We start from the raw sequence: 2,423 nt of genomic DNA, 5'->3' as shown, positions 1-2,423 counted from the left end.
GCTCAACAAGGAAGGCATCGAAAGCATCACCCGCGACGCGCTGACCAAGGACGAGAAGGCCTGGCTGGAAGAGCATTTCCAGGATCAGGTGTTTCCGGTGCTGACCCCGCTGTCGATTGACCCGGCGCATCCGTTCCCGTTCATCCCCAATCTCGGCTTCTCGATGGCGCTGCAACTGCGCCACCGCAAGAATGGCGAGGAGATGAGCGCGCTTTTGCGCCTGCCGGTGGCGCTGAAGCGCTTCATCCGTCTACCCGACCGCAAGAATCATGTCCGCTTCATCCCGCTGGAGGAGGCGGTCGGCCTCTATATCGGCAAGCTCTTCCCGGGCTATGAGGTCAAGGGGTCCGGCACCTTCCGCATCATCCGCGACAGCGATATCGAGGTCGAGGAAGAGTCCGAGGACCTGGTTCGCCTGTTCGAGACGGCGCTGAAGCGGCGCCGCCGCGGTTCGGTGATCCGCATCGAGTTCGACATGCTGATGCCGCCGGAACTGCGCGACTTCGTCGCCGGCGAGCTTGGCGTCTCGTCGAGCCGCATCAGCGTCCTGACCGGTCCGCTGGCGCTCAGCCAGATCTCCGAGATCGTCGCCGTCGCCCGCGACGATCTGAAGTTCACGCCCTACAATCCGCGCTTTCCCGAGCGTATCCGCGAGCATGGCGGCGACTGCTTTGCCGCCATCCGCGAGAAGGACATCATCGTCCACCATCCCTACGAATCCTTCGACGTGGTGGTGCAGTTCCTGCGTCAGGCGATGGCCGACCCGGAAGTGGTGGCGATCAAGCAGACGCTCTACCGCACCTCCAACGACAGCCCGATCGTGCGCGCGCTGGTCGACGCGGCCGAGGCCGGCAAATCGGTGACGGCGCTGGTCGAGCTCAAGGCGCGGTTCGACGAGGAGGCCAACATCCGCTGGGCCCGCGACCTCGAGCGCGCCGGCGTCCAGGTCGTGTTCGGCTTCCTCGAGCTCAAGACCCACGCCAAGATGTCGCTGGTGGTGCGGCGCGAGGACGGCAAGCTGCGCAACTATGTGCATCTCGGCACTGGCAACTACCATCCGGTCACCGCGCGCATCTATACCGACCTGTCGTTCTTCACCACGGATCCGACGATTGCCCGCGATGTCGCCCAGCTGTTCAACTTCATCACCGGCTATGCCGAGCCCACCGAGGAGATGCGGCTCGCCGTTTCGCCATTCACGCTGCGCAAACGCATCCTGAAGCATATTTCGAACGAGGTCGTCCACGCGCGCGAGGGCCGGCCGGCGCGAATCTGGATGAAGATGAACGCGCTGGTCGACCCGATCATCATCGACGCGCTCTACGATGCCAGCCGCGCCGGCGTCGAGATCGACCTCGTCGTGCGCGGCATCTGCTGCCTGAGGCCGCAGGTGCCGGGCCTGTCGGAGAATATAAGGGTGAAATCGATCGTCGGCCGCTTCCTCGAGCACAGCCGCATCTACTGCTTTGGCGACGGCTACGGCCTGCCCTCGGACGGGGCGATCGTCTACATCTCCTCGGCCGATCTTATGCCGCGCAATCTCGACCGCCGTGTCGAGACCATGGTGCCGATCACCAATCCAACTGTGCATGAACAGGTGCTTGGCCAGATCATGCTGGGCAACATCATGGACAACCAGCAAAGTTTCGACGTATTGGCTGACGGCACCTCCCGGCGCGTCGTGCTGGAGGAGGGCGAGGAACCGTTCAACGCGCAGGAATATTTCATGACCAATCCGAGTCTGTCCGGACGGGGTGACGCGCTGAAGTCGCATGCGCCCAGGCGCATCGCCCAGTTCAAGCGCCGCAAGAAGAACGCCGCCGCGTGATTTCTGCTTCCCAGGGCCGGCTCCAGGACCGGCGGCCGCTGTCGATCATCGACATCGGCTCTAACTCGATCCGCCTCGTCGTCTATGAAGGGCTGGCGCGCTCGCCGACCTTGCTGTTCAACGAAAAGATGCTGGCCGGCCTCGGCCGCGGCATCGTTTCGACCGGCAAGCTCGATCCCGAGGCGGTCACCCGCTCGATGGAGGAGTTCCGCCGCTTCCGCGCGCTCTCCGACCAGGCCGGCGCCGAGCACATGTATGTGCTGGCGACCGCCGCCGCCCGCGAGGCGGTCAACGGCCCCGATTTCATCCACCGCGCCGAGGACGTACTGAAGACTGAGATCCGGGTGCTCTCCGGGCGGCCGGAGGCGCATTATTCGGCGCTCGGCGTGATTTCCGGCTTCCACCCGGCCAGCGGCATCGCCGGTGACCTCGGCGGCGGCAGCCTCGAACTGATCGACATCAACGGCGAGGCGATCGGCGACGGCATCACGCTGCCGCTCGGCGGCCTGCGCCTGCAGGACATGGCGAAGAATTCGCTCGTCCAGGCTCAGAAGATCGCGCGCCAGGAGCTGGCGCGGGCCAAGCTGTTGAAGGG

Annotated in this window: 1 protein-coding gene and 1 pseudogene; both read left to right on the top strand. The window is 64.8% G+C overall.

The annotated features are described in order from the left end of the window. Positions 1 to 1,828 (top strand): RNA degradosome polyphosphate kinase (locus tag EOA33_RS32405; RefSeq protein ID WP_127407476.1); only part of this gene is annotated, 1,828 nt, incomplete at its 5' end. After that, positions 1,825 to 2,423: pseudogene (locus EOA33_RS32400) on the top strand (exopolyphosphatase); the annotation flags it as partial. The gene EOA33_RS32405 and the pseudogene EOA33_RS32400, both read left to right, overlap by 4 nt.

Source organism: Mesorhizobium sp. M4A.F.Ca.ET.050.02.1.1, from assembly GCF_003997725.1.
Lineage (GTDB): Bacteria > Pseudomonadota > Alphaproteobacteria > Rhizobiales > Rhizobiaceae > Mesorhizobium.
Note: the sequence above shows the minus strand (reverse complement) of the source record. Positions and strands in the feature narration are given on the sequence as shown.